A 2,643-nucleotide genomic window follows, 5' to 3' on the forward strand; every position below is an offset into this window, starting at 1 on the left:
GATAGCCGCAGTGTTCACGTTCGCCCGTATCTTCATCGGTAAAAAAACCTTGGCAACGTCGGCCAAAGTGTTCGAGTAAGAAGCCGTTGCTGTCGAGTTTGCCCCAGAAATTATTGTTAAATCCACAGGCGGGGCAGGGAATGGTAATGATTTCGCTGTTCGAGTCAGGTTTAGGGTCGCCCACTTCTGGTTGGTAGAGGTCGTAGTTATTGCCTGCGTAATCGAGAACCAAGCACTCCGCCTTTCCAGGAGATAAACGTAACCCACGTCCAATAATTTGCTGATAAAGACTCACGGATTCTGTGGGCCTCAAGATGGCAATGAGGTCGACATGAGGGGCATCAAAACCGGTTGTTAAAACAGAAACATTGACGAGATATTTAATCTTTTGCTGCTTAAAACGCTGAATAATGTCGTCACGTTCGTGTGTCGGTGTGTCACCAATGACAATCGCTGACTCGGCTACGGGAAGCCGTTGCAAAATCTCTTGAGCATGGCGCACGGTTGCGGCAAAAACCATCACGCCTAACTTGTCTTGCGAATACTGCAAAATCTGATCAACGATTTGAGGCGTGGCCCGTTTTGCTTTGTCGATCACCATGTCCAGTTCGGCTTCTTTATAGCGCCCAGTGTTGGCCGGTTTTAGTTGAGAGAAATCGTAAGAGAGTACAGGTGCATCCATCATTCGAGCGGGAGTTAAAAAGTCTTCATCCAGTAAGTAATGAATGGGGAGTTCAAAAATGCAGTCGCGGAAGAAGCGGGGTTCTTCACTGCGTACCTGGCCTCGGGTGTGATATTGATATATCCACCCCATACCAAGTCGGTAAGGGGTGGCAGTTAACCCAAGGATTTTTATTCCAGAATTGAGCTCTTTTAGATGAGTAATCACTTTTTGATAGCTGCTGTTTTTGTCGTCGGGAACACGGTGGCATTCATCAATAACCAACAGTGAAAACTGGTTCTTAAAATCATCGAGATTACGAACCACTGACTGAACCGACGCAAACACGACTTGCTGGTCAGTCTCTTTTCTTCCTAACCCAGCAGCATAGACAGAACCTTTTAAGCCGTAGCCTTCATATTTTTCGTGATTTTGCTCGACTAGCTCTTTGACGTGAGCAAGTACCAAAACACGCCCTTTAGCGAGGCGAGCAAGTTCTGCGATCACTAGGCTTTTCCCGGCGCCAGTGGGCAGCACGATCACTGAAGGCGTCGAGTGCTTGCGAAAATAGTGAATAACCGCTTTAACTGAATCGGCTTGGTAGGGGCGAAGGGTATACATGGTAGTTATCGTTCTTTTTTATGGACCACTAGTATACAGGCTAACGGGTTAAGGCGACCACTAGCAGCTGATATAATAAGGAACATTGGCAATAAACAGCAGATAACCTAGGGCAAGCGTTCTTAGTTATCCATTTTCCATGTATACTGCGCGCGAAATTAGTGCGTTTGAGGCAGATATGCGTTTAGATAAGTTTTTGTGTGACACGCTTGGTGTAACAAGAAAAGAAGCTCACCAGATATTGCGATCAAAAAAAGTGATGGTTGACGGTGAGATGGAAAAAAGAGCAGCGTCACATGTGACGGAAGAGTCAGTCGTTGAATGGCAAGGTAACCAACTGGCGTTATCTGGGCCTCGTTACATTATGCTTTACAAGCCGGAAGGGTTTGTTTGCTCACACGAAGATGGCGCGAACCCTACGGCGTTTGAACTGATCGATGAAATAAAAATGGACGAGCTTCACTTTGCGGGTCGTTTGGATGTTGATACGACAGGATTGGTTCTGATCACCGATGATGGACAGTGGTCCCATCGAATCACCTCGCCGAAGCACAAATGCCAGAAAACTTACCGTGTTTGGCTAACGGAACCTGTTGAAGATGACTATGCAGAAAAATTCAAACAAGGTATTCAGCTGAAAAGTGAAACTGGATTAACGCTACCTGCTGAACTCGATGTGCGAGCGGAAAAGGAAGTGTTGCTAACCATCCATGAAGGTAAATATCACCAAGTGAAACGAATGTTTGCTGCTCTTGGTAACAAGGTAGAAGCGCTACATCGTGAGAAAATCGGTGATATAGAAATGGATGAAAGCCTAGAGCTCGGTGAGTATCGTTATCTTACGGAAGATGAAGTGAACTCTATCTGGAAATAACTCGGCTTTAGAAACACGTATATTTCTAAATGAGAACTAGTCTTTTTTATAAGAGTCGTTATTATTATTCGTTAATAATACGCCACGAGTTGGTTATGGTATCGGTACCATAATCAAATCGGCCACTGATTTGATAACCTAATGACAAATAATTCGATATCTTCTCCTGCCAGCTCACAACAAATAGGATTGATTCTCTTTGCGGTGCTTGGTGCTATTGGTGCTTTAACGCCACTGGCCATCGACATGTACTTACCTGCGATGCCATCCATTGCTAATGACTTGGGTGTGACGGCTGGTGAAGTTCAATTTACCTTGACTGCTTATACTGCGGGTTTTGCGATTGGTCAGTTGTTTCATGGGCCATTTGCTGACAGCTTTGGTCGTCGTCCTGTACTACTCATTGGTGTGGCTTTATTTGCTATTGCATCCATAGTGAGTGCGACCACTACGGGCATTGACGCGTTAACGTTTATTCGATGTGCAC

3 protein-coding genes are annotated in these 2,643 nt (G+C 45.3%); 2 read left to right on the forward strand and 1 reads right to left on the reverse strand.

Going from position 1 to position 2,643, the window contains the following annotated elements; genetic code table 11:
• Positions 1 to 1,282: DEAD/DEAH box helicase (locus ACP45E_RS10020; protein ID WP_069584963.1), on the reverse strand; the 1,282-nt coding region annotated here is incomplete at its 3' end.
• A gap of 178 nt (positions 1,283 to 1,460) precedes the next feature.
• Here ACP45E_RS10020 and rsuA point away from each other — a divergent pair.
• On the forward strand, positions 1,461 to 2,156 hold the full coding sequence (gene rsuA / locus ACP45E_RS10025) for a 16S rRNA pseudouridine(516) synthase RsuA (RefSeq protein WP_017035303.1): 696 nt from the start codon (positions 1,461 to 1,463) through the stop codon (positions 2,154 to 2,156).
• 141 nt (positions 2,157 to 2,297) lie between these two features.
• Positions 2,298 to 2,643, forward strand: a 346-nt coding sequence (locus ACP45E_RS10030; protein ID WP_141707281.1) for an MFS transporter, incomplete at its 3' end; no start/stop codon positions are given.

It is taken from the genome of Vibrio genomosp. F10 str. 9ZD137, from assembly GCF_049974785.1.
In the GTDB taxonomy this organism is placed as follows: domain Bacteria; phylum Pseudomonadota; class Gammaproteobacteria; order Enterobacterales; family Vibrionaceae; genus Vibrio.

What these genes read in the sequence shown, in the direction of transcription:
- rsuA (WP_017035303.1), top strand. Translation starts at nt 1,461, where the DNA reads ATGCGTTTAGATAAGTTTTTGTGTGACACGCTTGGTGTAACAAGAAAA.